At 41.7% G+C, this 26,677-nt stretch carries 28 protein-coding genes; 11 read left to right on the forward strand and 17 right to left on the reverse strand.

Features of this window, described 5'->3' with window-relative positions; translation table 11 throughout:
- Positions 1-231: 231 nt before the first annotated feature.
- From Q4492_RS08000 to Q4492_RS08025, 6 genes are all read left to right on the forward strand, one after another.
- Positions 232-1,863, forward strand: a complete 1,632-nt coding sequence (locus tag Q4492_RS08000) for a methyl-accepting chemotaxis protein (protein WP_303416759.1) — start codon at positions 232-234, stop codon at positions 1,861-1,863.
- A gap of 885 nt (positions 1,864-2,748) precedes the next feature.
- Entirely contained in the window at positions 2,749-3,639 is an 891-nt protein-coding gene (locus Q4492_RS08005) for a DMT family transporter (protein WP_303416760.1), read from the forward strand.
- On the forward strand, positions 3,632-4,678 hold the full coding sequence (locus Q4492_RS08010; protein WP_303416761.1) for a GTP-binding protein: 1,047 nt from the start codon (positions 3,632-3,634) through the stop codon (positions 4,676-4,678). The genes Q4492_RS08005 and Q4492_RS08010 overlap by 8 nt, the downstream gene beginning before the upstream one ends.
- A gap of 92 nt (positions 4,679-4,770) precedes the next feature.
- Positions 4,771-5,256: a hypothetical protein gene (locus Q4492_RS08015; protein ID WP_303416762.1), complete on the forward strand. Its 486-nt coding sequence runs from the start codon at positions 4,771-4,773 to the stop codon at positions 5,254-5,256.
- Between the two features lie 37 nt (positions 5,257-5,293).
- Positions 5,294-5,884: an SCO family protein gene (locus Q4492_RS08020; RefSeq protein WP_303416764.1), complete on the forward strand. Its 591-nt coding sequence runs from the start codon at positions 5,294-5,296 to the stop codon at positions 5,882-5,884.
- Between the two features lie 12 nt (positions 5,885-5,896).
- Positions 5,897-6,361 (forward strand): copper chaperone PCu(A)C, encoded by a 465-nt coding sequence (locus Q4492_RS08025; RefSeq protein ID WP_303416765.1) that lies wholly within the window; start codon positions 5,897-5,899, stop codon positions 6,359-6,361.
- A 115-nt stretch (positions 6,362-6,476) separates the two neighbouring features.
- Here the strand turns inward: Q4492_RS08025 and Q4492_RS08030 are convergent, their stop codons facing one another.
- Both Q4492_RS08030 and Q4492_RS08035 read right to left on the reverse strand, forming a co-directional pair.
- Entirely contained in the window at positions 6,477-7,298 is an 822-nt protein-coding gene (locus Q4492_RS08030; RefSeq protein ID WP_303416767.1) for an SDR family NAD(P)-dependent oxidoreductase, read from the reverse strand.
- A gap of 84 nt (positions 7,299-7,382) precedes the next feature.
- On the reverse strand, positions 7,383-8,411 hold the full coding sequence (locus Q4492_RS08035) for a zinc-binding alcohol dehydrogenase family protein (protein ID WP_303416769.1): 1,029 nt from the start codon (positions 8,409-8,411) through the stop codon (positions 7,383-7,385).
- A gap of 168 nt (positions 8,412-8,579) precedes the next feature.
- Between Q4492_RS08035 and Q4492_RS08040 the strand changes: the two genes are divergently transcribed.
- Entirely contained in the window at positions 8,580-9,515 is a 936-nt protein-coding gene (locus Q4492_RS08040; protein ID WP_303416770.1) for a LysR family transcriptional regulator, read from the forward strand.
- A 22-nt stretch (positions 9,516-9,537) separates the two neighbouring features.
- Here Q4492_RS08040 and Q4492_RS08045 read toward each other — a convergent pair whose 3' ends face one another.
- The 13 genes from Q4492_RS08045 to Q4492_RS08105 form a co-directional block, all read right to left on the reverse strand.
- The gene (locus Q4492_RS08045; protein ID WP_303416772.1) at positions 9,538-10,080 is read right to left on the reverse strand and encodes an elongation factor P hydroxylase; all 543 of its coding nucleotides are present in this window, start codon (positions 10,078-10,080) and stop codon (positions 9,538-9,540) included.
- A gap of 12 nt (positions 10,081-10,092) precedes the next feature.
- Positions 10,093-10,821, reverse strand: a complete 729-nt coding sequence (locus tag Q4492_RS08050; protein WP_303416774.1) for a hypothetical protein — start codon at positions 10,819-10,821, stop codon at positions 10,093-10,095.
- Positions 10,822-10,976: 155 nt separating this feature from the next.
- Positions 10,977-12,755 (reverse strand): thiosulfohydrolase SoxB, encoded by a 1,779-nt coding sequence (gene soxB, locus Q4492_RS08055; RefSeq protein WP_303416776.1) that lies wholly within the window; start codon positions 12,753-12,755, stop codon positions 10,977-10,979.
- Positions 12,756-12,877: 122 nt separating this feature from the next.
- Positions 12,878-13,300, reverse strand: coding sequence for a hypothetical protein (locus Q4492_RS08060; RefSeq protein ID WP_303416778.1), 423 nt, complete (start codon positions 13,298-13,300; stop codon positions 12,878-12,880).
- Between the two features lie 15 nt (positions 13,301-13,315).
- Complete coding sequence (soxA, locus tag Q4492_RS08065) at positions 13,316-14,182, reverse strand: sulfur oxidation c-type cytochrome SoxA (protein ID WP_303416780.1); 867 nt, start codon at positions 14,180-14,182, stop codon at positions 13,316-13,318.
- A 41-nt stretch (positions 14,183-14,223) separates the two neighbouring features.
- Positions 14,224-14,541: a thiosulfate oxidation carrier complex protein SoxZ gene (gene soxZ / locus Q4492_RS08070; RefSeq protein ID WP_303416782.1), complete on the reverse strand. Its 318-nt coding sequence runs from the start codon at positions 14,539-14,541 to the stop codon at positions 14,224-14,226.
- Between the two features lie 30 nt (positions 14,542-14,571).
- On the reverse strand, positions 14,572-15,030 hold the full coding sequence (gene soxY / locus Q4492_RS08075) for a thiosulfate oxidation carrier protein SoxY (protein WP_303416783.1): 459 nt from the start codon (positions 15,028-15,030) through the stop codon (positions 14,572-14,574).
- A 35-nt stretch (positions 15,031-15,065) separates the two neighbouring features.
- A complete protein-coding gene (gene soxX, locus Q4492_RS08080) occupies positions 15,066-15,428 on the reverse strand; it encodes a sulfur oxidation c-type cytochrome SoxX (protein ID WP_303416785.1) in 363 nt (120 codons plus the stop codon).
- 107 nt (positions 15,429-15,535) lie between these two features.
- Entirely contained in the window at positions 15,536-16,573 is a 1,038-nt protein-coding gene (locus Q4492_RS08085) for a c-type cytochrome (RefSeq protein WP_303416786.1), read from the reverse strand.
- Positions 16,557-17,891: a sulfite dehydrogenase gene (gene soxC, locus Q4492_RS08090; RefSeq protein ID WP_303416787.1), complete on the reverse strand. Its 1,335-nt coding sequence runs from the start codon at positions 17,889-17,891 to the stop codon at positions 16,557-16,559. Before soxC ends, Q4492_RS08085 begins: the two co-directional genes overlap by 17 nt.
- A 183-nt stretch (positions 17,892-18,074) precedes the next feature.
- Positions 18,075-19,439: a sigma-54-dependent Fis family transcriptional regulator gene (locus Q4492_RS08095; RefSeq protein ID WP_303416788.1), complete on the reverse strand. Its 1,365-nt coding sequence runs from the start codon at positions 19,437-19,439 to the stop codon at positions 18,075-18,077.
- Positions 19,440-19,577: 138 nt separating this feature from the next.
- A complete protein-coding gene (locus tag Q4492_RS08100) occupies positions 19,578-20,159 on the reverse strand; it encodes a TIGR00730 family Rossman fold protein (RefSeq protein ID WP_303416789.1) in 582 nt (193 codons plus the stop codon).
- Between the two features lie 120 nt (positions 20,160-20,279).
- The gene (locus Q4492_RS08105) at positions 20,280-21,374 is read right to left on the reverse strand and encodes a methyl-accepting chemotaxis protein (protein ID WP_303416791.1); all 1,095 of its coding nucleotides are present in this window, start codon (positions 21,372-21,374) and stop codon (positions 20,280-20,282) included.
- Positions 21,375-21,617: 243 nt separating this feature from the next.
- Between Q4492_RS08105 and Q4492_RS08110 the strand changes: the two genes are divergently transcribed.
- The 3 genes from Q4492_RS08110 (at position 21,618) to Q4492_RS08120 (ending at position 23,896) form a co-directional block, all read left to right on the forward strand.
- Positions 21,618-22,106 (forward strand): hypothetical protein, encoded by a 489-nt coding sequence (locus Q4492_RS08110; RefSeq protein WP_303416792.1) that lies wholly within the window; start codon positions 21,618-21,620, stop codon positions 22,104-22,106.
- 111 nt (positions 22,107-22,217) lie between these two features.
- A complete protein-coding gene (gene folE, locus Q4492_RS08115; RefSeq protein ID WP_067864337.1) occupies positions 22,218-22,856 on the forward strand; it encodes a GTP cyclohydrolase I FolE in 639 nt (212 codons plus the stop codon).
- 401 nt (positions 22,857-23,257) lie between these two features.
- Positions 23,258-23,896 carry a helix-turn-helix domain-containing protein gene (locus tag Q4492_RS08120; protein WP_303416795.1) on the forward strand — a complete coding sequence of 213 codons (639 nt, stop codon included), beginning with the start codon at positions 23,258-23,260 and terminating at the stop codon, positions 23,894-23,896.
- A gap of 135 nt (positions 23,897-24,031) precedes the next feature.
- Here the strand turns inward: Q4492_RS08120 and Q4492_RS08125 are convergent, their stop codons facing one another.
- Both Q4492_RS08125 and Q4492_RS08130 read right to left on the reverse strand, forming a co-directional pair.
- A complete protein-coding gene (locus tag Q4492_RS08125) occupies positions 24,032-24,562 on the reverse strand; it encodes a hypothetical protein (protein ID WP_303416797.1) in 531 nt (176 codons plus the stop codon).
- A 9-nt stretch (positions 24,563-24,571) separates the two neighbouring features.
- Positions 24,572-25,426 (reverse strand): TraB/GumN family protein, encoded by an 855-nt coding sequence (locus tag Q4492_RS08130; protein WP_303416799.1) that lies wholly within the window; start codon positions 25,424-25,426, stop codon positions 24,572-24,574.
- A 158-nt stretch (positions 25,427-25,584) separates the two neighbouring features.
- Here Q4492_RS08130 and Q4492_RS08135 point away from each other — a divergent pair, with 158 nt between their 5' ends.
- On the forward strand, positions 25,585-26,379 hold the full coding sequence (locus Q4492_RS08135; protein ID WP_303416801.1) for a response regulator: 795 nt from the start codon (positions 25,585-25,587) through the stop codon (positions 26,377-26,379).
- Positions 26,380-26,677: the final 298 nt, after the last annotated feature.

The raw sequence follows: 26,677 nt of genomic DNA on the forward strand, positions 1-26,677 counted from the left end.
GCATACAGGGCGAGTAAGAGAGAACTCAGCCTTCTCGAATCAACTTATTTATCAGTAAAATTTAAGATTTAAAAAGACCCATTTTCTCATCATCACATCAGCTTACCGCTGATCAGATAATTTTATCGAGCTATTGAAAGCCCTATAAGAAAAACCCTAATCAACAAATTCCACTTTTAGATTTTATAGCCTATATTGGAGGGTAACCGTTTATTTAGGAACAAAATAATAATGAAAAAAAACATATTCCATAGTATCAGGTTCAAGTTATCAGCAGCGATGGTGATGCTGACTTTAGCTATATTATTAATCTCATTTTCTGCCAAATTACTAACCGATGAGCTCAAAGATGGAGTTAATCGATTTGGCACAAATTACTTACCCGCCATTTCAGCTGTACTTAATGCAGACAGGGATCTGTATCAGGCCAAAGAAGCTGAATTAAATTACCTACTAGGTAAAAGAGACAGCTCAGTAAAAAAAGACTTCAATGAAAACGCTGACCAAGCCTTTGAACGCATGAATCAATACAGAGCGCTGATGAAGGAATATCCTGACATTATGCAGCAACTGGATACCTTTGACTCAGCCTTCAATAACTGGAAGACAAAAGCAGAACGAACTTTTACCTTAGTTGATAATGGACGTATAGATGAAGCTGAAACTTGGAGCGACCAGCAGGCGGGTCCGGCTTTTGCTAGTCTAAGAGGACTGTATGATTTAGCAGGTGAAGCTCTTGACACAAAATCGCGTAATAAACGTGAGCACCTCGCCCAAAGAATCGAAGAGGTCAGTCTCAGCTTAGGTATTTTTATACTTATTGTACTCACTATTGCTGGGGCACTCACCTATTTCACTCCTAAGCTATTAGTAAACAGCATTACACAATTAACCCACAGCATTAAAGAAATCAGCCAAGGCAATGGAGACTTAACGCTTAGAATAAACTCACAGAGAAAAGATGAGTTAGGCGAATTAGCTAGCGTATTTGATGATTTTGTCGCCAATTTAGAAACATTAATAACGGATATTCGCCAACGGGCATCATTAATGAATGCCGATGCTCAAACACTGCACGATTCCGCTAATAACAGCATGGCGATTGTTAATAAACAAAGCCAAGGTGTGGAGATGATTGCCTCAGCCGTATTTGAGTTTAATACAGCTATACGTGAAGTGGCTGAACATGCACAACAAACCTCATCCGAATCAGCTAAAACAGTAGATATCAGTAGTAATGGGCTCAACATTATTAATGACTCTGTAGTTCAAATTCAAAACCTTTCACACTCTGTATCAAACGCAGAACAAGTGATCTCTAAACTTGCCTTGGAATCAGAAAGCATTGCCTCAGTACTTGATGTTATCAGGGGTATCGCTGATCAAACTAATCTTCTTGCATTAAACGCCGCAATTGAAGCAGCCCGCGCAGGCGATCACGGACGTGGATTTGCCGTTGTATCAGATGAAGTCAGATCTCTAGCCAGCAAAACCCAAGCATCAACTGAAGAGATTCAATCAATGATTGAGAAGCTTCAATCGGGAGTAAGCAAAGCGGTTTCATCGATCAGAGACGGCTCATCGCAAGTATCGGCATCCGTTGAATTGGTAGAGAGCACACAAGAAATCTTAAATGCCATTGGCACATCCGCTAATCAGGTCAATGATATGGCGATCCAGATTGCCACAGCAACGGAGCAGCAAAGCCAAGTAACGGATGAGATAAACCAAAACTTAACGCACTTAAATGATCAAAATATGACAGCGAAAGAGCTCTCACAAAGCTCTTTAGGAATAGCCACCAGCTTTAAAAATATGGCTGAAGACCTATTTAACAAAATGAAACGGTTTAACATAAGTTAAAGACAATGATGTAAAACGCTGGGGGAGCCAAACTCCCCCGACCTTATCCCTATTAGCTTTTCCCTCCAATCTAGTAGTCACCCTCCCCCTAACGCTGAAGTCATCCCTCCACAGCACTCGGCAAGTAAATACACTCTCCATAGAAAGGGAATTCATTTATCCCTTTGCAGAAGGAGACTAGTTTTTTAAATTTGAAGCTTAAACTTTTTGAATAAAAAAAACCGGAGCCCTTAGGGATCCGGTTAAGCAATTTGCTTTAATGACAAGAGCCTGTGCTTGGAGTATCCAAATCGATTTCTCCGATCCCTATAGGCGCTGAGGCCTGAACTCAGCACCTATAGGACTACACACACGAAATGCGATATTTCTAAAGCATGACAGCACAACTTGTGAGGGGAGCCTGCCGTCTGACGTGTTGATATAGATAATATACGAATGAGAATGATTTGCAACACTATTTACATAAATTCTGATAATAATTTAATCTTTTTTGTAAGCAGGCATAAATATAAAAAAAGCCGGACCAAAAGGTCCGGCTTATCTGGTTTAAACTGAATAGGTGAGCATTCAGCTTAAGACATTGATAATCGAGGGGGAGTATCAATGTTCGCTGAATCAACATGTGAGCATATGTTAATTCAGCAAGTTTCGGCAGTGTTGTGAGGTGAGGTCGTCCACTGCCTATCACTTATGAGCGAGTACGATATTATTGTAATTGAGAATGATTTGCAACACTATTTACAAAATAAAGTTCTCGTCTTTAACTGTGTAATTAGGAATAATCCTGCATAATCTGCATACCTACTATGCACAACACTAAGCAAACTATTTTAAGTATTTAAAGACTCATATAGCCTTGGGCTTTAATAGAGCGCCACTAGATTAATGCAAACAAAAAAAATACAAGCCGATTTGCTTTTACTACTTGTCGCCATAATTTGGGGATTAGCTTTTGTTGCACAACGCTTAGGCCTTGAACTACTCGGCCCCTTTAGCTTCAATGCGCTACGCTTTCTACTAGGAGCCCTCTCCCTCCTTCCTTTATTGATGTTTTTCAAAGCACCATCCGATCACAGTAATAGACGATTATTAATAAGCGGTCTAGCAGCGGGCGGCGTACTTTTTCTCGGTGCGTCGTTTCAACAAGCGGGCCTAGCCTATACCACCGCAGGCAATGCTGGCTTTATAACCGGCTTATATATTATTTTTGTGCCTTTATTGGGATTGTGGATTGGACAAAGCACAACCATTAACACATGGCTAGGCGGCGGCATTGCCGTAATTGGACTTTACCTCTTAAGCTTTCACCAATTAACAGCGATAAATAGGGGTGATATTTTAGAAATATGTGGCGCAGTTTGCTGGGCAATCCATGTCCTATTAATTGCCAAGCTGGCACCTAAAGTGGACAATTTACGCCTCGCCATTCTACAGTTTTTAGTCTGTGCAGCCCTAAGCGGATTCACCGCACTGATATTAGAAAGTGAGCAATTTACCCTTAACAATGCAATTAACTCTTGGCTGCCTATCGCTTATGCAGGCTTTATATCCGTTGGCATCGCCTATACCTTACAGATCGTGGCGCAGAAAAACGCACCGCCTGCCCATGCCGCTGTCATTATGAGTTTAGAAGCTGTCGTTGCTGCATTGGGTGGATGGTTTCTCCTCGACGAAAGCTTCTCTCTCCTCGGTATCCTTGGCTGCAGCTTAATGCTCATCGGTATGCTGTTTTCACAACTGCCCTTAATATATAAAAGAGACAAATCTTATGCCTAAGTTAGAAAATATACCTACGAACATAATTACGGGCTTCCTTGGGGTAGGAAAAACCACCGCCATCAATGCACTTTTATCGCAAAAGCCTGAGAATGAAACGTGGGCAATATTAGTTAATGAGTTTGGGCAGATCGGTATTGATCAAGCGGTAATGGAAAAACCATCTGATGGTGTCGCAATTAAAGAACTTGCCGGTGGGTGTATCTGCTGTGCATTAGGGCCTGCATTAACCTCAACACTCGCTATACTGCTTCGTCGCTCTAAGCCGGACCGCTTGATCATCGAACCTACAGGTATAGGTCATCCTGCGGGAATTATAGATACCCTACAAAATGAAAATTTTCGCGATATTTTGGATCTTCGTTCAGTCATTTGTTTATTAGATCCACGTAGCTTAGATAATCCAGAGACGGTGAGTAATCCTACGTTCCAAGATCAAATTAATTTAGCTGATGTTATTGTCTTAAACAAAACTGATTTAGCCACTGAGGCACAAACCTCCTTTGCTGAGCAGCAATCCAGCATGCTCTTCCCACCAAAACAAGCAGTGATAAAAAGCGTTAATGGTGAGGTGTCTCTTAATCTGCTTGATCTTATCGGTAAAGGAGGACGTCAGGCTCTCTTCCCTGATGCTCATTCGGACGCTGAAAGATCAACTTCCAATTTAGCTACACCGAATACGTCCAGTAAAGTCTCTTTACCTGCAGTTCAGCTGCAGCTGATACCTAAACCCGCTATGCCCTTCGTTAAAGAGGGACAAAGTAATGGGCTCTATAGTTGTGGATGGGTTTTTAATAGCGAGGATATTTTTAAGCTAGATTCCCTTAAAAGCGTCTTCAAGAGTTTACTGAAAATACAGCGTATAAAGGGTGTTTTCCATACTGACGAAGGCTGGGTGCTTTATAATCAGGTGATCGATGAGGCAACATTTTCACCTATTGCTTACCGTCGAGACTCCCGACTTGAGATAATCACTACCCAAGCATTAGCAAAGGAGGCTATCCAAAAAAATCTGTTAGATTGTCTCTATACTTCTTAGCAGTATGTTTGAACCCTTTATGCGACAATTTGTCACTTCTCTTACCCACTATTTAACCAGTAAAATACAACAGCACTCGGGATAGCTATAGAATGAAGCAAACCAAAGGTAAAAGCCCCCATCTCCTTCAAGTGATGATCATCGTTGCAGCCATCTTTGGTTTAGGTTCTGTTATATATCTACCACAGCTGATGCATAATACCCCCCCACAAACGCGTATTTTGCAATCAACTCCCGGGTGCGAACTAACCCAATCATTCTGTAAAGCCAGTGATAGTACTGGGGCAATTAGCCTAAAAATTAACACCCCGACCATTAGCTCAGCTAAACCTCTGGAGTTTGAAGTAAAGCTTCAAGATATTGCCGCCGATCAAGTGATGCTAGATTTAAAAGGTCGAGATATGTTTATGGGTCTCAACCAAGTTATGCTCAACAAAGTCACTGGAGAACAAGACCTTTGGCGCGGAGAAGTCACTCTTGGGGTTTGTACTACAGGCACAATGACATGGGTGACCTCTGTTGTTACAGAGCATAAGGGAGAGCTAACCCAGGCCGATTTTTTCTTCGATGCTAAATAACACAAGCTCAAATGATATTCAGTACAGGTAATTTATTGTGAAAACACTGCGTAATCTTCTTCTTTTAACCGCCGTTATGTTAGCGGGTGTTGCCATTGCTTTCTATTTTCGTCCCCAGCCGATCGAAAATAGAATCGCGCTGGGTGAACAACTAGGGGGAGACTTCACCCTTGAAAGCGTGCAAGGTCCACTTAAACTTGAAGACTATCGCGGCAAAGTCGTACTGTTTTTTATAGGCTACGCCTCTTGTCCTGACATCTGTCCAACCGCTCTCGCAGTTGCATCCCAGGGATTACATAATCTATCTGACGAGGAACAAAAAGAGGTCGTAGGCATATTTATGAGTGTGGACCCTGAACGGGACAGCGTTGAAAAACTAGCGAAATACACTGCTTTTTTTCATCCTAATTTTATCGGTGCGACTGCAGATAGAGCCACCATTGATCAAGTGGTTAAACAATATGGTGCATTCTATCGCATGGTAGATCTGGAAGAGTCTGCGATGGGATACGCTGTAGACCATTCATCCAAACTCTACCTAATTAATCGTGAAGGAGAGCTTGCTAAAGCACTTCCACATGCACTACCACCTAAAGAACTTGCTACCGAAATTCGTAATTTATTGTAAAAGGAATCGGAAATGATTAAGACATTGATAAGTCGTGCATGCATCATCGGCACTTTAGGGTTAACGGCAATCCATGCATCTGCCGACGTAACTATTGAAAACCCTTATGCCCGTGCCGTCCCTCCAGGGCAAATGAATAGCGCGTCGTTTATGGTAATACACAATACCGACTCGAAAGCTGTTTCTTTGCTTTCTGCAAGCTCCAGTGTTGCTGAAACAGTTGAACTACATAACCATATCAACGAGGACGGCATAATGAAAATGCGCCAAGTTGATCAAATAAAGTTACCTGCTGAAGGTAAAGTCAGCCTACAACCGGGTGGCTATCATGTCATGCTAATTGGTCTTAAGCAGGATTTAGTTGAAGGAACAGAGATTGATATGACGCTAACGTTTTCTGACGGTAGTAACCAACAGCTAATGCTTCCTGTGCAAAAAATCATGGCCGGTATGACAGAACATAAACACCACCATTAAATCGATAGTACCAATAAAAAACCGCCATTAGTGATAACCGGCAGTTAATAAAAAAAGTCCTGAATCTTCAGGACTTTTTTATTGGTACTCTATATAAATTGGGCCCTACTTGACGTTAAAGCCTTAAAACTTTTTTGATCCCATTAACAATCTCTTCACACTTATTGACCTCTAACGCATCCAGATGAGGAGTAGAAAAATGCCCTAGATCATTATCGAAATACCCACCCGATTTGCTTTCAAACTCATCATCAAGAGCTAAACGCATCAAAATATGTGCGCCTTTAGCAACATCTCCACCCTCAACGCCAAAGTTATCTTTTACCATTTTACTACCCAGCATTGAACCTGGATTAACAGCAATAACTATTGGGCTACCTGCCTTCTGAGCTAATGCCTTAGACCACATTGTAAGCGCCAATTTACTTTGTGCGTACGCAGAAAAATCATCTTCGACAACAACATTCCCAATTAAAGCATTAATATTAACGGTGGCTTGAGCTGCTGATGAGAGGTTAATAACACGCCCCTTTTCACCAAGTAACGGCAGTAAGCTATGCGTCAACAAATAGGGCGCTATTGTATTAACAGCAAAACGAATATCTAGCCCCTCAAGGGTTGTATTATTTTCTGCTCGGAAAACCCCTGCATTGTTAATCAACACATCGATCTTCCCATGAGCCGCCTTCACAGCTTCAGCTAAAGCGATCACTTGTGACATCTGAGAAAGGTCAGCAATATAAGTGTCTATACTATCTGCGACTTCACCCTCACCTTTTAGGGTTGATGGATTAGCAATAAGCGCCTGTTTAGTTTTAGCAAGCTTCTCTGCATTTCGACCATGCAGTAAAACATGGTGCCCTTGAGCTACTAACATCTGAGCGGTTTTTAGGCCGATACCATCAGTCGCCCCCGTGATTAGGATAGTTTTCTGCATTATTGTTCCTTTATGCCTTAGCTGGATATTAAAACGGAATGCCGTGGCAACACTTTAGCATTCCGCTTAACATTTCATCTCTATTTAGAAACCTTCAAGAACAATCTTGCCGATGGAACGACCATCTTCTAAAGAAGCATGTGCCGCTTTTAAGTTTGCAGCATTAATCCTGCCTAAATTTTTACCTAAGGTTGTTTTAATATAGCCTTGATCCACCAAATCAGCTACGGCACTAAGTAAACGGCTCTGCTCAATCATATCATCGGCTTGGAACATAGAACGGGCGTACATAAACTCTATATGTAAGGATAAACTCTTAGGCTTCATTTTCATCACATCCAGAGGCGTTACAGGATCATCAATCATTGCGATCCGGCCAAAAGGTTTCAGCAGCTCAACATAAGTTTCAAAATAGGTGTCAGTACTATTTAAACTCGCAATATGGGAAACTTGGCCTATACCTAAGGCTTCAATCTGCGGTGGTAATGGTTGGGTATGATCCACAACATAATCAGCTCCGAGTTCTTTCACCCATGCTTGTGAACTCTCCCGTGAGGCCGTACCAATCACTGTTGCACCGGTTAGAGTCTTAGCTAATTGAACTAAAATGGAACCAACCCCACCGGCCGCTCCGATAACCAAAATCACTTCTTTAGATTTTGTATTAGCGCCAATAGATTGTTTCTTCAACTCAAGATGTTCAAACAGCATTTCCCAGGCAGTAATTGTCGTCAAGGGAAGTGCTGCAGCCTCGGCATCGGACAGGCTCTTAGGTTTATATCCAACCAAACGCTCATCCACTAACTGATATTCAGCATTACTACCCTGTCGATTCAGATCACCTGCGTAATATACTACATCACCCGCTTTGAACTGGGTTACCGCCTCGCCTGTTGCAACAACTTCACCAACCGCATCCCAACCAATCACTTTATACTTCTCATCTTCGGAAGGAACATTTTGACGAATTTTATAATCCACCGGATTAACCGCGATCGCTTTAACTTTAACTAGAAGGTCTTGGCCTGTTGCAACGGGCTGATCTAACTCAATATCAAGTAAAGATCTGTCATCAGCAATAGGTAGGTTTTTAATATATCCAACAGCTTTCATAATATGTATCTCCAATTCATCTGCCCCAACCATGGGATTTTATTCTGTTCAGCCGACCGATTAACAAACGCGGTACAACTAAGAACTGACTGAAAAGAAGTTTAAAGCTTGATTAGAACCTATTAAACAGGATAATAATGGAATCATTATCAAATATAATTTGAGAATATGTTATTAGAAGATCTTCAGGTTGTGCTTAAAGTTGCTGAGTTTAAAAGTATTACGGCTGCTGCAACTAATCTAGATATGCGTACAGCTACCGCTAGCGCTGCCTTAAAACGGGTAGAAACATCACTCGGCGTTGAGCTGTTTGTACGTACCACTCGTCACCTTCGTATTTCCAGTGCGGGCGAAAAATATCTCCCTTTATGCGAACAAGCGATGCTCATGCTTGATCAAGCACGACAAAACGTAAAAGGCGATTTAGATATTATTGACGGTGAGTTGAGAATCGCTATTCCATCAGATCTAGGGCGAAATCTACTCAATCCCTTGTTAGATCAGTTTATGGAAACTCATTCTGACTTAAGTATTCGCATTAACATCAGTGATAGTAATATAGATTTTTATCGCGACTCAGTAGATATGGCATTTCGTTATGGTTCACCAGAAGATAGTAACCTTTATGGATTTAAGATCTGTAATGTTCCCGGCTTACTCTGTGCGACAGAGGAGTATTTAGAAAACAATGGCACACCTCAACATCCCCATGATCTTGTGTCTCACAATGGGTTGTTTTACCAACTACATGATGTGATTCATAATGTTTGGACCTTCAGGGACGATCAGAATAATTACAAAATAAAAATGAGTGGCAATCGTGCATCAAATGACGGTGATCTGGTACGACGCTGGTGTGTCGCGGGGAAAGGACTTGCTGTTAAATCTTGTCTTGATATGTCAAACGACTTACTTAATGATCGGGTCGTCAATGTCATGCCCAACTTCAAACCTCGCTCCAGCGAACTCTGGTTAGTCTGCCCCACTCGGCAATCAATTACACCAGCAGTAAGATTACTGCGCGACCATGTAAAACTAGAATGCACAAAAGTCTTACAGCTGCTCATTGATAAAGGTGTGCTAGATAAAAGTGTATTAAACTGATCAATTAATAAAACAGTGTGACTTAAAGCTTAAATTCGTTTTTTGATAAAGGTTCGCGATTATTGTGGATTCGCAAAGCCTCAACCAGCATACCCACTCGCTCAGGCAAGCCATGATCCAGTAACCCATGAACCATTTTGAGTACATTTTCTTGGAAGTGATCACTTGCGCCTATCTCCGATGATAAGTTATCGGCGCTAAAGTGAAAGCGATGACCTGCAGCAACTGAAAGAATCCATTCATAAGCCTGAGGGCGAACCTCAACCTTTTCAAATTCTCTTTGTTCTTCAGCGGTACGACCATCTGGCTTATACCAATAACCAAAATCCACCAGCTCTCGACGTTTAGCTCCGGCCACACACCAATGGGAAATCTCGTGTAGTGCACTGGCGAAAAAGCCATGAGCAAAAACGATTCGGTTATGCGGTGAACTATTATCCGCAGGAAGGTAGATAGGCTCATCCTCCCCTTTAATTAACACCGTATTATAGCGATCGAAAAAAAGTTGATTAAACAGACTAATCAACTCATCTACATTAGGTTTGTTTGTAAACGTTTTTTGCACTAACCACTAACCTTAGTAATTAACATAAGATTGCCACATATTCTCTCTTAACCACCAGGTTTCACCGGTAATACGATCAATCCTAGCAGCAACATAACCTTTGCCATCACCATCTGCACGCAGTAAAACCACTTCATATTCCGCCGTGCCTGTCGCACCACTTTCCTCAAGAAGGTTCCACGCCCCTTGGTCGGCTAACCAAGCCTCTCCCGTAAAACGATGATAGCGTATTAAAATCCACTGATCCTTTGCGGTATAAGCAGAGACTATACGATAGGAACCATCTTGCACTTGACTACTTAATTCGTTAGCCATCATCGTTATCTGGTCTAATACGCCATTAAAAGCATCAGGTGTGGGTGCTGCCTGCGTAGAATCAGGGGAATCGGATTGAGCCAATGAGCCTTGCAGATCTGTTTTCAAGCTTTGAATCTGTAAAGAAAGTGCTTGGTTCTGTTGCTGTAATTGGGCAGCCTGAGATTTGATTTGTAGCAAATGATCCTGCACGGCTGTCAAACGATTACCGACAACATCTAGTTTTTCACTAGCATTAGCTCCGGGTAAATCTGAGGCGGATTCGCTTTTACTTTTAGACGACGCATTAGCCTCTGTTGATTGGCTATTTTCGGCAGCGGCCTCAGTCGATGGGTCGGTTTTTACGCCTGCCGCATTACAAGCAGTTAACCCGATTAGGACTAGAGATAATACAGATGTTCTAAGCATGCTTTTTAATGGTTTCACAATTTCTCCCCTGAAGCAGATCTGGATTATTTCGCTTGGCGGCTATTTAAACAAAAAAGGAGGGATTCTGCTATTTTTCCATATGCTACTCCCAATAAAAAAGCCCCTTCTTAATCGCTAAAAAGGGGCTTCCACTCTGTTTGACCACCTAAACGTTATGACACCATTTTAGCGTAATCGGCTATTCCTGGATTATTACCCACATTTTTCAAAATAGGTGTATTCAATTTATCAATACGTGCGACCTCTTTATCACGTAAGTGATCAGCCACTACATCCCAAATAATCGGCCCCTCAGATTGGGAACCTACCGTCGCCCAGCCTGATACTGTATAGGTTTTATTCGCATCAATACGCTCACCATTATCGAGCGTCATTTCACTAATACGTTTACCTATAGGTTGCATAGGGTCGCAGATATAATCAAAACCACCAACACGAACCATATCGCCACCAGACTGCAGATATGGCTCTGGATTAAAGATATTATCTGCCACATCTTCCAGAATTAACTTAAGCTCTGAACCTTTCATCGGTCTCACATAAGTTTCAGGATAGGTCAGACAGGTTTGATCTAAAACATGCTCCATAGTAATCATCTGTCCTTCAAGGACTGAGGTTCCCCAACGGAAACCTGGGGACAATGATATCTGAGCACTATTAACATCCATTAACGCATTACAGATTAGCTGGTCAAATGTCCCATTAAAGTTGCCTCGACGAAACATCACTTCATCAGCAAGTGCCAGCTCTTCAGTTAACCATCCCAAATGAGGCGCTCGAATATCATTGATAAGCTTAGCCATGTTTGGCTCAGGTGGTAGCATTTCAGAAAACACCGGCATCAATCGGTAGTTGTAACTATGCACTTTCCCCTTGCGTAGATCGAGGTCCATAACACCTAGGAATTTACCATTTGAACCTACATTACATACAAGTGTTTGGCCGGTAGCATTTTTAACTGTAGTGGGTTGCGGCATGCCATCATGTGTATGCCCACCTAGAATAACATCGATACCCGACACTCGGCTGGCCATCGCCAAATCTACATCCATACCGTTGTGTGACAGAACAATAACAGCATCAACGCCTTCTTCAGTACGCACTTTATCAACTAAAGCCTGCATCTCGTTATCATAAATATCGAAGGTCCAATCAGGGATAAAACGCGCTGGGTTGGCTATCTTAGTGCGAGGGAAAGCTTGCCCAATAATGGCAATACGTGCTCCACCTATCTCTTTAATCGAATAAGGCTTAAAGACATGACCACTATCTTCATCAAAAATATACTCATCAGCCCCATCAAAAAGCGCATCTTCTGTTACAAAAACATTGTTGGCGAGGAACTCACCGCTGAAGGCTTTTATATTATTAAGGATCTCCTCTTGGTGGTAAGTAAACTCCCAATGACCGGTCATAACATCAACACCGAGCTCATTAGTAGCTTTAACCATATCCATACCGCGCGTTTTAAATGCGGTGCCTGAACCTTGCCAAGTATCCCCACCATCTAATAGAAGTGTACTTTCCGATCCATAATCTTGGCGTAAGCGATCCACTAAGGTTTTAAGATGGGAAAAGCCGCCTACTTTTCCGTAACGACTAGCAGCATCACCAAAATTCAAATAGGTAAATGCATGCGCTTCAAGTGACCCGGAACTAATTCCAAAATGATTAAGCAGCTTATCACCCACAAGGTGAGGTGCTTGGCCATAGGCTTTACCAATTCCCAAATTAACATTTGGCTCACGAAAATACACAGGGAGTAACTGGGCATGACAATCTGTCATGTGTAGAAGACGAACATTACCACTTTTAGGGATTTCATATAGATCTGAAGGCTGTTTCTTTGCGGCAAAACCTGTTGCAGGAAGAACCCCCGCAGCGCCCGCCATACCTAACAAACGAGCAAATTCACGGCGTGTCATCGACATAAATAATCACCTCTTTTGAGGAAAAAAAACCTGCTGCGTAGAACCTCAGCAGGTATTTTTAAAAGTACATTATGAGAGAGTAAACCGATTATGTTTGCTCTCTGGACGATATTAGCGCTTCCCTATTGAGGAACGGCAAGATGCCAATTTGCCTGCGCATAATGATACTGCTGAATACCCATTCGTGCGTGATATTTAGCTTGTGCCGCTAAATTAAGAGCTTTTTGATAATCACCCTCATCAATCGCCGTTTGAGCTTCTTTTAGAAGACCTCGAGTCAGTTTCCATTCGTAACCTAGCTCAGCCACTTCAGCATTTTTCGCCTTAGCTTTGTCCAATAATGCCTCAGCATTCGCCTTAGTCGCTTTAACAGCGGCCTCAGCCTCCTCTTCATGCTGAGTTGTATACTGCTTTCCCTGCCAGGTAAAAACATGATCTTTACCATACATAGCACGGTTCATCTCAAACGCATCTTGAAAGCTTTCAGCTGCGGCAAATGTTGGCGCAAGCGCCAGAACAGCAGCAATAATTAAACCTTTATTCATGTTGCTACCCTCCTATTACTTACGTGCACCAGGGCCATTAGCCACAAGACCGTTAGACATATAACTCTGGAAATACTCCAAGTTACGGAACTCCTCAGCTTGAGGTTTCAATGGGTGTGAACGAGAATCTCTATGACAACCACTGTAACGACGGTGCAAAGTACCTAACTCTCCCCATTTAGAGCGGAAAACAGGAAAATGAGTCACATGTCCTAATTGAGGACCCGGTAGGTCTGCACGAATACGAATATTCGAGCCTTGAAGGTGACAATTTGCACAAGATAGGTTCAACTGACCACGCTTAGAATAAAAGAACTTCTTACCCTCTAAATAGGCAGCTTTGGCTCTAGGATCGTCCTCAGGAATCTGTATATCAAAAACCTTATCCCGTGAAGTCCATGCCATATAAGCTGATATTTGAGCTATCGGGCCTTTAGACCATTTAAGCGCTTCCTCACCATTCTTCACTCGGCACTCATTGATCTCTTGCTCAAGTGTTTTAACCGTACCTTCTTCCTTATTCCAGTACGGATATTTATGGCGAATGCCTATGCCTCCGTTTTCAAAGCAATCCGCATAACCTTTCCCGTTTGCAAAGGCTGTGTTGAAAAGCTCTTCTCCTTGCTCTACATCAAATTCATAAGGAGGGAACTCTTCAAGTTCTACCCACTGTTCCCTTGAATCCGCATCAACTGAATAGATACCATTTACATAATCTGCTAATTCCGTATTAGGGAAGCGAGATTTGTAATATTTTTGTAGCGCAATCCTATCCGCCTCTGGATCGACCGTTTGCATGTCGAATCCAGTATCCGCTGCGTAAGTCATTTGTGTTGCAGCAGCAACCGTCAAACCCAGCGCTAATTTTCTTATTATTTTCATCATTCACCCCAAAGCATTACCCAGTACTGGATATTTGCTAATTATTTTACTTTGGCAGTTTCTGTAGCCGTCTCACCTGTGTTTTCAATCCAAGTCATGGTCAGGTCATCACCTGCCGCACCACCTGCAAAGTTAAACGCAAAATAAGGGTTTTTAGATACTGCGGTTCCAAGGTTAGCGACAAAAACCTCTTTACCTGCATGCATGATTTTCAGCTCCTGCAAGAACTTAGCAGGGATCAATTCACCGGTTTTCTTATCTTTGCGCTGGCCGCTTTCCATGATGTGCTTAGCCATCAATTTAACTTTGGTTTTATCACCAGAAACCTTCGCTTTAACTTTTAAAATGCCCTTAGCCATGATTCATACCTCTGTATTAGCTTAACTGGATTAACCGCCACAACCGCCGATAGTAACTTTTACTTCTTTTGAAGCGCTATAAAGCTTTCCATCAGCTTTAACAACGGCGGTTACCTTAGAGGTTTTGCCCATACGTAAACGTGTAGATACATCAGCATCTGTGCCTGCTGGAATAATGAATTCAACAACAAGTGGGTTTGGGTTGTGCTCGACAAAAATACTCATTGACTCAACATTCGCTAAACTAGAGCGAACAGTGACAGGGACAACGGCACCATTTTCTGCGATATCAGGTGCTTTTAATGTCACCTCTGCACTTTCTTCTGCTGTACCACCAAGCAACTCTTGCATAGCAGTCTCTTGATCTTCTGCTTTAAACGCACTCTGTGTCCATGCTGCCATTGCAATACGTGGTACCAATACACTAGCACCCACCAAAGCTCCACTTGCAGCAATCGCTTTTATGACTGAACGACGATTTATGCTCATTCTAAATTTCCTCTTTCTTCACCCATTTTGGGAGATCAGAACTGGTAGATATACTCTACGACAGCATCAATTTCTTCTTCTGACAAAATCCAATGCTTCCCTACTGGAGGCATAATTGTCAGAGGATTGTTTTTACTTGCATCCCAAATTTGGGCACGTAATTTACGTTTATCTGGAAAACGGGTTTTCATCGAAAGTGTCGGTGGCCCTTGATGCCCTGCCAAATTCGCATCTGGATCAGCGATGGTATGACAAGAGATACAGTTACCCCGAGACTTATCCATATAAACGGCTTTCCCCAATGCAATCTGATCATCATGATTATCAGCTGCAGCGGAACCCGCTGTAACCATAGTCAATAAACCAGCCGCACAGAGAGAGGTGCTCAGCTTACGCATTATTTCTCCTCCGGAGTTCTGTCTAACGACAGTATTTTTATTGTTATAAAATGCCCATGTGGGCGATAAAATCTAGTTAATTACTAGATTTTATATATTAATGAGGCTTACTGGCTAGATTCAACCATGTAAGCCACTGCTTGTTCAACCTGCTTATCACTAAGATCGACTCTCCCACCTTTAGGTGGCATCACACCGGTATCACCCGAAAAGCCATTAATGGCATGATCAAGCAGCACTGGCATCCCTTTTTTAATACGAGCAGACCAAGCGTCTGAATCACCAAATTTGGGGGAACCTGTTAAACCTGATCCATGACAAACCTTACAAGCCCCTTCGTAAGTTGTTTTCCCTGCCAACGCTAATTCGGATAGTGAGGCCGCTTCAACAGTGTGTTGCTCCGCAATCGCTTCGCCTGTAATACTAGCTTTACGCTGTTTCTCTTCCTCTTGCTCTTTCTCCATCTGTGCATCATGAGATGCAGCGGGTGCGTCAGCACCTTGAACAAAGTGACCAACAGGCGTTATCCCCTTAAGAGTTCCTGTAATCATAAGCTTTTTAGGATCTGCACAGTTCTCCATACAACGCTTATTTTGCACATCAGGGCGCGGATCTACAAAGAAGTTGTCTTGGTTAGGCATCTCAATGCTCGCTAAAGAGTCTTTTGTTAATACAAAATCGTCCTCAACGATCTCATTTAAATAAAGCACATAAGCCGTAACATCATAAACTTGCTGATCTGACAACGAGCGGGGCGCAGTAAATGGCATTGCACGTCGAATATAGTCGTATAGTGTAGACGCATATGGCCAATAAGAACCAACCGTTTTCGTAGGACGTTCATCTTTAAGCGTCCCCTGCCCGCCAGCAAGAACCGGCCAGCGCCCCTCACCTTCACCAAACAAACCATGACAAGTAGCACAACGCTCCTCGTATAAGACCTCACCCGCTTCGACCGTGCCACGTCCTTCCGGTAAACCTTTCCCGTCAGGGCGGATATCAATATCCCAACCCTCTATCTGCTCAGCCGTTGCTGTCTCACCAATGTCAAATTGGCCAGCATATATAAATCCGCCACTTAGGCTCAACGTTACACCTAAAGTAAGTACAATTAGGGGCGTTTTAATATCAAGTGATTTGAACATTTGTAATCTCCCCTGTTGGTGCAACCTTCCATGTGTGAATAGAGTTTTTGTGGTAGATCGAATTACCACCACGAACTTCACGTAACTGACCTAAGGTCGGTTGAACATAGCCTGTTTCATCAACAGAGCGAGACTGAAGAAGCCAAGGCTGGCCGTTCCACTTAGTCACCAAACTAAAGCGAGTTAATGATTTATCCAACACAAGCCCTTTCAAATTTGCTGGCACCCAAGTGACACCGCCATCAAAAGAGATATCTACGTGCTTTACCTTTCCCCTCCCCGACCAAGCTAACCCTTCTATCTCGACAAACCCTGGTTTAACTAATGGGTTTTCTGGACATGGTGTTGTAATAACGGAATTTGCCTCTTGAACAAAGGTAAACTTACGTGCGCGGCCATCCGGCATTAGATCTGTATATTTAGATGTTTCTTCGCGGTGGTACCAGGGTTGGTCACCTACCTCTAAGCGACGAAGCCATTTGATTGAGGTATTTCCTTCCCAACCGGGGTTCAATAATCGTAAAGGGTAACCTTGCTCAGGGCGTAACATTTCACCATTTTGCGCATAGACAACAAGCGTATCATCCAAGGCTTTTTCTAATGGTATTGAGCGGCTCATATGCGCACCATCGGCACCTTCCGCTAAGATCCACTTCCCTTCTGGTTTAACACCGGCCTCCTCTAGCAATACACGTAAAGGTACGCCCGTCCATTCACAACAACTCAACATACCATGAGTGAACTGCAAGGCTTCCATTTGAGCCCCTTTCCACTCCATTCCACCATTAGCCGGACATTCGATAAACTTAATTTCAGAAACCGATGGAAAGCGCATAAGGTCTTCCATGGTAAAAATAAGTGGTCGCTCAACTAAACCATGAATAATTAAACGATGTTCATCAGGATTAATCTGAGGTACGCCCCCATGATAACGCTCAAAAACAAGTCCATTAGGCGTGATGATGCCTTTTAAGTCTTGTAGAGGGGTCATTGAGATAGATGCGATAGAATCTGCCGTTAACCATGGAACGGTACGACGTACGACATGTTTTTCAAACTGGGACGGTGATCCATAAGGCTGCTCTACGACACCGTGGCCTAACTGTTTGCCCCAAGCGGGTTCATTAGGGGGAAGGTTTGCTTTATTAATTTCTGCAGCAATGGAACGACCTGCAAATGTTGTTGCAGCTATTCCTGCCGCTGCGGCTACCCCTTTTCGCAGAAAGTCTCGACGATCACTAAGAGATAGATGTTCAGATTCTTGAACCATCTGCTCCATTAGTTCACGCGTACTTGGCCCTTTGATAATCTTCGACATTGATGCCTCCAAGTGGCGTACTCAAAGCACTTATTATTTTTATATTATCTTTGGATATAACTATATGCCATTGCCGAATATACAAGAATGCGACCATCGTATAAAACTAATATATGAATTGCTTATATAAAAACTGTATAAAAATACAACTATGCTCCTTAACACACAGCCATATAATATGGCTTAAAGCCCCTGCAGCTTTCGATAGAGCGTTCTCTCGCTAATACCTAACTGGCTCGCTAACTCATTATTTTTTAAAGATGTGCTTTTCTTAATCTGAGTTAAATAAAGAGCTTCAAGGTCAGCTAAAGGGATCAGTTTGTGGCCATTCCCACTATTCTCTGGGAGCGTTTTTATTATTGTCTGATCTAAGAAGGCATTATTTTGGAGGTGAGGTTTTATATGTTCCGGTAGGTGTTCAGGGGTGATCACTTGATAATCGGATAAAAGCATAGCCCGTTCGAGAATATTTCTTAGCTCTCGTATATTACCTGGGTAGCTATAAGCCTGTAAAAGATCCATCGCTTCATTACTAATAGTTAGCGCTTTGGCCTCAGTGCCAATATCTTCACTATCAACAAGTCGTTTTAGTAAAATTTCAACCAGCAGAGGAATGTCTTCAACGCGCTCCCTTAATGAGGGAAGATCAATGGGAAATGAACTGATACGATAGTATAGATCCTGTCGGAAAAGCCCCGCCTCCACCTTATCAGCTAAATTCTGGTGGGTTGCACAGACTAATCTAAAATCCGCATGTTTTAACTCAACACCACCAACGGCACGATAAGTACCCGTTTCGATCAAACGCAGTAATTTAACTTGTAAAGATAGAGGGATATCACCGACTTCATCAAGAAATAAAGTACCTCCTCGGGCCGCACTTACAAGACCCTCTTTTGTATTAACCGCCCCCGTAAATGCTCCTTTTTCATGACCAAACATTTCACTTTCAAAAAGATTCTCACTTAATCCAGAGCACTCAACCGTCACAAAGGGCTTTTGTGAACGTTTACTAGCAACATGAAGCGCTTTAGCGACTAGCTCTTTTCCGGTACCTGATTCCCCTAATAATAAAACAGAGATCATACTCGGTGCGGCCCGCTGAATAAGAGAGATCATCTGGTTAAAAGCTCTAGAGCTACCCACCAACCCTTCACCTTCTGGTTTTGCATTGGCTACTTTGACCAAATGCATAACCTCAAGAAAATAATGGGGGTCCTCTTCCCCTACAGGGATTGGTAATAGTTCTACATCTACATGTTCCTGACCATGGTTTGTATTATGTAAATGTAAATCTCTTTGACGTAACCCCGTTTGCTTACAGCGCTGTAAAGGACAAGACTCGCCTTCCTGATCACAAGGCCGCTGATAACCATGTGAAACTTGGTAACAATGTAGGCCTGCAACTTGACCAAATTGCGCATAGTGGTCTCGGTAGGCTTGATTCGCAGCAATGATCATATAATCACCCGACAAAACAGCAGCGGGTTCTGAAAATGCATCCAATAATGCAGCTAATTCTGTATCTGACAGTGTGGAGTTATTCATATGGATAAGTAGCCAAGTTGAATGATCAGGTTTAACGGCCTGACAAAAACGTCAGTTATTAGTGTGGAAGGAGATATAACTAAATACAATTAACCAATCAATTTTTCTTTACTAAATGCTTTAGCGACACTCATCCGATTAAGATGGGTTAAACCGAGTATGAGGGTGAATAAAGGTTTGCATCTGTTGGATCAGATTCTGAATATCAGAAGATACAATCAGCATATCTAAATAATCGGCGTGGATAAAACCTTGATCTTTTGCTTTAACAAGAAAGCTAATTAAAGGCGTATAAAAGTCATTAATATTTAAAAAGGCTGAAGGCTTTGTATGCTCCCCCATTTGGGATAGCGTTATCACTTCAAATATTTCATCTAAAGTTCCACTTCCCCCCGGTAAGGCAATAAAGCCATCACTCAGAGAAAGCATTTTACATTTACGTGTTTGAAGCGAATCCACCTCAATAAGCTGAGTTAAACCTGGCTGTATAGACTCTTTCTTTTCTAAAGAGACCGGCATTACCCCCGTCACTTTACCGCCTTGGGATAAGCAACTTGAAGCGATGGCCCCCATTAATCCTGAACGAGCACCGCCGTATACTAAATGAATATCATTTTCAGCCAAATAGACACCAAGCTTTTTTGCTTGATCAATATAAATGGGATCAGAACCTGACTTTGATCCACAAAATACGGCTAAGCTATTAAGCGAAGAGAGCATTCAGTCAATTAGACCTATACAAAAAATAGCAATCATTGCTACAGATAATAAGGCGATCCTTACGAGTCGCCTACCCTTTAATTTCACATAGCCCTCGTTATTCAACGGGTAATACGGGCATTAGCTGTTTTTAAATTCCGTATTCAAACGATCAAGTATTGTAGCAACTTCTACACTCGCTTTTTCCATCAAAGCCAAATGTGATGCTGCCGATTTCATATCACCGGAACGCGCAGCTTCTACAGCAGCAAGGCCCGACGAATGTACACGCTCATGTGGTGCATCAAGACTATTAAAGCTAGGTAATTGGCTATATTTATCTCGGCCAATACCATTAAAATACCAATTACCTAAGCGACAAGAGGTATGATCAGCTAAGGCCGACAAATCATCTAATTTGCCTGTAACAATGCCTCGGTAAACATCATTCTTCCAAATAACATGATCTAATTTGACGCTTTCAATAAAAGAATCCGCAGCGCTATGGTCAATAACATCGCTCATACGCTCAGACAGCTGAACTACATCACGAACGCCACCTTTTATTTGCTCAGCCGAAGCAACAACTTCGCTACTGAGCATATCCACTTGCCCAATATCTTCAGAGGCGGTTGTAGTTTGCGAACTAATCTGCGCAACTAAATTAGCGATTTCGTTACTGGCTTCACTTGCCTTACGCGCTAGGTTTCGAACCTCATCAGCAACAACCGCAAATCCTCGGCCTGACTCACCTGCACGGGCAGCTTCAATTGCTGCATTTAAGGCAAGCAGGTTAGTTTGATCCGAAATATCACGAATCACACCAACAAATGTTTCAATCTCTTGTGAAACAACTCGGAGTCCTTGAACATTGGAGTTTCCATCCTGGGCTCGTTGTTGGATAACGTGAACACGTTCTAAAATTGTTTCAACAGCGGTGCGTGTTTCATCAAAAATATGAAAAGAGCCATTTAGATTAGCCTTTTCATTTTCTAGGCGATCACCTGATTCAGAGATCGTGCCCCGAACATGGGTAATCAATCCATTCCCTTCAACCCAAGCCGCGCAAATAGCTTGTTTACCATCATCTTCGTTACTCTGAGTATTCTCTTGCTCATAGCAACGGCGCGTTAAAGTCTGGTTTTCAGCCATCAAATTTTGATTTTCTTTACGAAGCTGCTCAACTTCGTTCTGCAAATCTTTTAATTGAAGGTTCAATTTTCCTGAGAAAAACATCAACAATCCCTCTGACTACAACAAGTTATCTTGCATCGTATATTTATTTATCTAGCATCATATATTGATTAAATGCTTGTTTCATCGATTTGTTTACAATTGTAAGCATTTCTTGATCTGACTCTTATCTCACCAAATAGGCCTACCTATTTTCCATGCAATCTTTATCTACCCTATCCCCAGACATAAAACTGACTTAAAATTGTTATGTTTTATGACTCAAGGTAATTTAAAGGATTTATAATGGCTAAAATATCGCTTAAAGATGATCAATATAGCGCGTTAGTAAAGGCCTATTTCGCCAAGCGTTCTCAACGCCAACTGTTAAACAAAACAGAATCAATTAAAATTGCCGAACGCTTAAATGAAAAAGTAAGCCTGCCGTTTTTGAGCGAGCCAAAAGAACAGGCCGTTTTACTAAAAATAATTCTAAAAATTGATAACTATCTATATGAAAGCCTTCCTAATGAGATCTATGAACTTATTCATAACATTGACGAAGGTTTCGACGACAGTGAAGCAGCTCAATTAGCCGCTCGCTTAAGTAAGCAAGCCCATGACGATATTAGCCTGCCATTTTTAACATCTCATGTGGAATATTACTCAATCACTTTTGTACTAACGCTTATCATCAACGCAATGCGAGAAGGCTCAGACTTAGATCATGCGATCAACGTCACTAAACATCCTCTTATGATGTGTGATGATTTTCCTTTCCCTGATCTATTTTAATTAAACCCAATGTCACTAGTAGTAATAAAGACGTTATATTCAAATCCGGTGATCTGATTATCTGGTTATAGCGTAGGGCATTTACTGTATTAACCAACTAAAGGTAGCACTATGATTTCAGCAGAAGCTTCTGCAGTTCGAGACCAGCTCATAGCAAAAGGTTTGGAAACACCCACCATTGATAATGGTATGAACCAAGAACAGCGCTATGAGAAAATCAAGGGGTTAATGTCAGACGTCGTCAGCACACTGGGTATGAACTTAGAAGACGATAGCTTACTCGAAACACCGCACCGCATTGCCAAAATGTATGTGTATGAGATCTTTTCTGGTTTAGATTACGAAAATTTCCCAAAGATCACGATGATTGAAAATAAGATGGACCTCGAAGAGATGGTCAAGGTTCGCAATATCAGCGTATTAAGCTCATGCGAACACCATTTCGTGACCATTGATGGCACGGCAAAAGTCGCGTACATACCAAAAGATAAAATTATAGGTTTATCTAAAATTAATCGCCTTGTGCGCTTTTTTAGTCAGCGACCTCAAGTACAAGAACGCTTAACTAAACAGATATTAATCGCGCTACAAACATTACTCGATACTGACAATGTGGCCGTATCAATAAATGCAACTCATTACTGTGTAAAATCGCGCGGCGTAATGGATGTGAATTCTGAAACAGAAACAACCGCACTGGGAGGTATATTCAAATCAAATCCTCGTACACGTGCGGAATTCTTAACTTAAATATTTAATACTGAGCTTATAGCCATGATGATAGTCGTTGCTATAAGTATTCAGAATTATTGATCGAAATAAGTTATCAGCGTGGGACACTATATGCAGAGATATGACTTATCAGAACCCTACGCTACTGCGTATACAACAAGCTTATTTTGAAATTGAAGAGTTTGCTCCATTTTGAAGAACGATAAATCATAGCTAGTCCATAAAGCATCTTCGATGCACGGAAATTTCTCACCGTAAAATAGGGCTAGAGAGTAGCGTTAATCCGAAAACAGTTACTGGATCCAAACAAGTAAAAGCTACACCATGGTAATGGCACTTAGCTTCTATCAATAAACTACTAGCGCTAAACTATCTGATACACTTAGCAAGAAAATAGAAAGTAAATTGGAGTTGCATGAATGTCTGATGAGCCATTTTTCCTAAAAGAAGAGAAAGAAAAACTAGGCCTGCAACGTGCTAATGCTCAAACAGAGGCAACACTTGAACCTCTTATGTTAGGAAAGCGTGTAAAAGAGATTCGCTTAAGCCAGAACCTAACACTAGAAGAGGCAAGTAAGCTAACCGGCTTAGCAAGATCTACTTTATCAAAGATTGAGAATGAACAAATATCACCTACGTTTACCGCAGTTAATAAACTCGTAAAAGGGCTCGGTATAGATATTCCTCAACTGTTTTCACAACCCAAGCGGGGAGCGGGAACAGGCGGACGCAGAGATATAACACGAGGCGGCGAAGGCCAGCCCCACCCTACTCCAACCTATGAACACGAACTACTGGCAACACAATTAAGCACAAAAAAAATGATTCCGTACCGCACAACAGTACGAGCAAGAACATTTGACGAATTTAATGATTGGGTCAGACATGACGGCGAAGAATTTCTATTTGTCTTGAGTGGTTCACTATTACTTTATACCGAACTCTATGAACCACTAGAGCTATTCACTGGCGATTCCGCCTATTACGACTGTGAGATGGGACATGCTTTAATTTCAACCAGTGATGAAGATGCGGAAGTTATCTGGGTAACCGCGTAAGCACCGGTTTTTTTTTGAACAATAGCGACTAAATTAATTATTTTAAGGTTTAGTCCCAACGGCTGATATATCTTTAAAAAATGATCCGTCTCTCTTAACCACCATCATTAACGGCCATACTTTTTAAGAAAAAAGTTACCAACCAAATCCGGCCAAAGCAATCCCATTACCCAACGGCCACTGTCCCTTGTTTACTAGCGTTTGTAACTGCTGTTTGGTATCAGTGGCAGTAAGCGCATCCAACTCTTTCATTAAAGCTGAAATTTCATCATAAAGTGAACTAGGGTTATCCTTACTGGACCATAGTTCATAGGTATCAATCGCAAAAACAGGGTGATTCTGTTCAGTTATAAAGTTTAACCAACGCTGTAAAAGGTCCGCATCGCTCGCATCAAGGAAAGGGATCAAATGCTTATACCGCTGGTTTAGACGTCCAATAACAACTGAACTATCCGCAATCAATATAGGATAGTTCGCACTTTCCTCACCGACTGCAACACTATCATCCGTTACCGAAAAGTTCTCTAACTCTGCTTCGGAAAACAATAATAACCAAAAAAGTGGAATTGTATAATTTGCTGCACACAACATCTCTGCATTGGTGGATTGTGTAGACATATTGGGATGCTTATCCATCCCCATTAAAATAATACGTGTTCCTAACATAGCGAGTTCCTACTGCTGTTCTATGCTGTAGCCCTGATCAGCAAGAGATTTCAATAGACCATCAACACCAATCAGGTGACCGACTCCGACTAAAACAAACTCAACCTCATCATTCTCTAACATTTGTTTAATCTGAGGTAACCACTGTTCGTTTCTTTCAACTAATAAGGACTGATACATACGGGGGTAGTTTAATCTCATATCGTCGATAACATCAGCTTCAAGCCCTTGCACATCACCACTTTTCCAATGCTGAACAATTCCTTTCATCATCACTTCTGTCTCTTTCATATCAGCCAAAGTCTGACGCAAAAACGACTCTTCATTCCCTTGCCCCATATTTACAATGGAGCCAATATGCGCATCTATAGCTTCCAGCTCGCCAACCGTCTTACCATCAGCGATCGCCTGCTGAAAGTAGAATGAATCTGCCCCCGCCTGTGAAATTCCTAAACGTTTAAACTCAACAGCGAGCATGGTCAACATAACACCCGCAGGCTTCATAGAGATAAATAGATTAGGCATCAATTCACGCTGTTTTAAATAAGTATTAAGCGCTTCGTAAAGCTCTGGTGAAATTATTTGATTTAATAATCGCCCATCTTGGTATGAAAGCTGAGACATAAGCTGCATCTGGATTTGAGGGTCAGACAACGCTGCTATATCTGTTTCAAAAATAACTTTATCTGCTTCACTGTAGGCCTGATCAAATTCAACAGGAAAAGGCAGATCTTCCTCAGCCAACAGATGTACCGTTCCCCCTAAAAATAATTGATGACCATTTTTAGCTACACGCCACAACGATGTTTCAGCAAATGAATAACAACTAAATAGAAGCATAATCATATAGATAGAGATTTTCATAACGGAACCTATTCAAGAGCGAAATACGTATTAAAGAGAGTAAAAGACTTAATGAAATTAATAGACTATCATCTAACACAAGAACTAAAGATTAAAGATTTACACTTTCAAAACATAGAAATATATTTACAATTAAAATAAATAAAAATGGTATATCCATGACAGAGCTTACATCTTCAGACCTAAACATACTGCTTGTCGAGCCTTCAACAACCCAAAGAAAAATTATTAGGAAGGAACTAAACAAGGCATTAATTGAGTCTATAGATGAAGTTCAAACAATCAAAGATGCCATCGCGCGCATTGGCGTTGTCAAACCGGATTTAGTCATCAGCACTCTGCACCTTCCTGATGGTTCAGCGATGGACCTCTTAAGCCATATTCGCCAACACGCTGACACAAGTGAACTGCCATTTATGTTAGTTTCAAGCGAAACACGTCATCGCGAACTAGATCAGTTTAAACAATCAGGTGTTATTGCAATTTTACCTAAGCCCTTTACCCATAATCACCTCACAACAGCAATTAATTCAACATTAGATCTACTATCAAATGATGAGTTAGAACTAGAATATTATGATCCTGCCTCACTACGCGTACTGGTTGTAGATGATAGTAAAATGGCACGAAAAATAATTATTAATGTATTAAATAACTTAGGTATTTCACAAATAACCCAAGCAATAGACGGGTCAGAAGCCATTACCCTCTTACCTCAAGGTTTCGATCTTATTGTGACTGATTACAACATGCCGATTATCAATGGACTTGAACTGACCGAGCATGTACGAAATAGCTCCGAATACTCCCATCTCCCTATACTTATGGTAACGAGTGAATCCACCCACACCCATTTAAGTAACGTCGCAAAATCGGGTGTAAATGCGATGGCCGACAAACCCTTCGAACCCGCCATGATTAAAAAACTATTAGCCCGCATATTAGAAGAGTAGAGCTTTATAATCCGTAACTCTAATAACTGACCATCAAGAAATGACAAATACTCATAGCAGATCGTGGTAGAGAACTTATATATCTTCAAGATATCCAACTTTAGCGACACAGCTGTTTAATTAATAAACAGTCATGTTTTATAACCTCAACCCATAAGATAACGGTATAAAACGGATAAAAAAACCTTCCAAACTTGCTCTAAACTGCATACAGTGTATAATGCGCGCTTTCCCACCAGAGCAGCTTATACTGTTATCGACTACTGTTGATGCAGTCCTGCCCTAATTCCAAACAGGT

It is taken from the genome of Neptuniibacter sp. 1_MG-2023 (assembly GCF_030547185.1).
Lineage (GTDB): Bacteria > Pseudomonadota > Gammaproteobacteria > Pseudomonadales > Balneatricaceae > Neptuniibacter.

Coding starts and splice junctions, on each gene's coding strand:
- Q4492_RS08000 (WP_303416759.1), top strand. CDS start 232: ATGAAAAAAAACATATTCCATAGTATCAGGTTCAAGTTATCAGCAGCG.
- Q4492_RS08005 (WP_303416760.1), top strand. CDS start 2,749: ATGCAAACAAAAAAAATACAAGCCGATTTGCTTTTACTACTTGTCGCC.
- Q4492_RS08010 (WP_303416761.1), top strand. CDS start 3,632: ATGCCTAAGTTAGAAAATATACCTACGAACATAATTACGGGCTTCCTT.
- Q4492_RS08015 (WP_303416762.1), top strand. CDS start 4,771: ATGAAGCAAACCAAAGGTAAAAGCCCCCATCTCCTTCAAGTGATGATC.
- Q4492_RS08025 (WP_303416765.1), top strand. CDS start 5,897: ATGATTAAGACATTGATAAGTCGTGCATGCATCATCGGCACTTTAGGG.
- Q4492_RS08030 (WP_303416767.1), bottom strand. CDS start 7,298: ATGCAGAAAACTATCCTAATCACGGGGGCGACTGATGGTATCGGCCTA.
- Q4492_RS08035 (WP_303416769.1), bottom strand. CDS start 8,411: ATGAAAGCTGTTGGATATATTAAAAACCTACCTATTGCTGATGACAGA.
- Q4492_RS08040 (WP_303416770.1), top strand. CDS start 8,580: ATGTTATTAGAAGATCTTCAGGTTGTGCTTAAAGTTGCTGAGTTTAAA.
- soxB (WP_303416776.1), bottom strand. CDS start 12,755: ATGTCGATGACACGCCGTGAATTTGCTCGTTTGTTAGGTATGGCGGGC.
- Q4492_RS08060 (WP_303416778.1), bottom strand. CDS start 13,300: ATGAATAAAGGTTTAATTATTGCTGCTGTTCTGGCGCTTGCGCCAACA.
- soxA (WP_303416780.1), bottom strand. CDS start 14,182: ATGAAAATAATAAGAAAATTAGCGCTGGGTTTGACGGTTGCTGCTGCA.
- soxZ (WP_303416782.1), bottom strand. CDS start 14,541: ATGGCTAAGGGCATTTTAAAAGTTAAAGCGAAGGTTTCTGGTGATAAA.
- soxY (WP_303416783.1), bottom strand. CDS start 15,030: ATGAGCATAAATCGTCGTTCAGTCATAAAAGCGATTGCTGCAAGTGGA.
- soxX (WP_303416785.1), bottom strand. CDS start 15,428: ATGCGTAAGCTGAGCACCTCTCTCTGTGCGGCTGGTTTATTGACTATG.
- Q4492_RS08085 (WP_303416786.1), bottom strand. CDS start 16,573: ATGTTCAAATCACTTGATATTAAAACGCCCCTAATTGTACTTACTTTA.
- soxC (WP_303416787.1), bottom strand. CDS start 17,891: ATGTCGAAGATTATCAAAGGGCCAAGTACGCGTGAACTAATGGAGCAG.
- Q4492_RS08095 (WP_303416788.1), bottom strand. CDS start 19,439: ATGAATAACTCCACACTGTCAGATACAGAATTAGCTGCATTATTGGAT.
- Q4492_RS08100 (WP_303416789.1), bottom strand. CDS start 20,159: ATGCTCTCTTCGCTTAATAGCTTAGCCGTATTTTGTGGATCAAAGTCA.
- Q4492_RS08105 (WP_303416791.1), bottom strand. CDS start 21,374: ATGTTTTTCTCAGGAAAATTGAACCTTCAATTAAAAGATTTGCAGAAC.
- Q4492_RS08110 (WP_303416792.1), top strand. CDS start 21,618: ATGGCTAAAATATCGCTTAAAGATGATCAATATAGCGCGTTAGTAAAG.
- folE (WP_067864337.1), top strand. CDS start 22,218: ATGATTTCAGCAGAAGCTTCTGCAGTTCGAGACCAGCTCATAGCAAAA.
- Q4492_RS08120 (WP_303416795.1), top strand. CDS start 23,258: ATGTCTGATGAGCCATTTTTCCTAAAAGAAGAGAAAGAAAAACTAGGC.
- Q4492_RS08125 (WP_303416797.1), bottom strand. CDS start 24,562: ATGTTAGGAACACGTATTATTTTAATGGGGATGGATAAGCATCCCAAT.
- Q4492_RS08130 (WP_303416799.1), bottom strand. CDS start 25,426: ATGAAAATCTCTATCTATATGATTATGCTTCTATTTAGTTGTTATTCA.
- Q4492_RS08135 (WP_303416801.1), top strand. CDS start 25,585: ATGACAGAGCTTACATCTTCAGACCTAAACATACTGCTTGTCGAGCCT.